Here is a 347-nt window from a genome sequence, read left to right on the forward strand (position 1 = left end):
AGATATCCAGACTATTTGTCAGGAGAGAAAAAGTACATCATTAGGAAGAGAAATGCGCGATTCTGTTGCTTCGGTATATCGAATCGACGGCCAGAAACATAGCCGCTGATTAAAGAGGGGTGAGGTACAGAAAGCGAGAGGGAATAGAAAACGAAAAAGGGGCCTAGGCCCCTTTCGCTTACCTGCCGAATCACTGGGATTCAACAAGCTAATGTTTGGAGCGGGAAACGAGGCTCGAACTCGCGACCTCAACCTTGGCAAGGTTGCGCTCTACCAACTGAGCTATTTTCGCATTTTGTTAAAGAACTTTTGTGAGTGCAAATATAAAATGTAATTTTTGTATTTGC

At 44.1% G+C, this 347-nt stretch carries 1 tRNA gene; it reads right to left on the reverse strand.

Annotation, left to right across the window (positions count from 1 at the left end):
* Nucleotides 1-216: 216 nt before the first annotated feature.
* Nucleotides 217-292, reverse strand: a tRNA-Gly gene (locus tag ACJ5GX_RS02015).
* Nucleotides 293-347: the final 55 nt, after the last annotated feature.

Source organism: Wolbachia endosymbiont of Tuta absoluta, assembly GCF_059414725.1.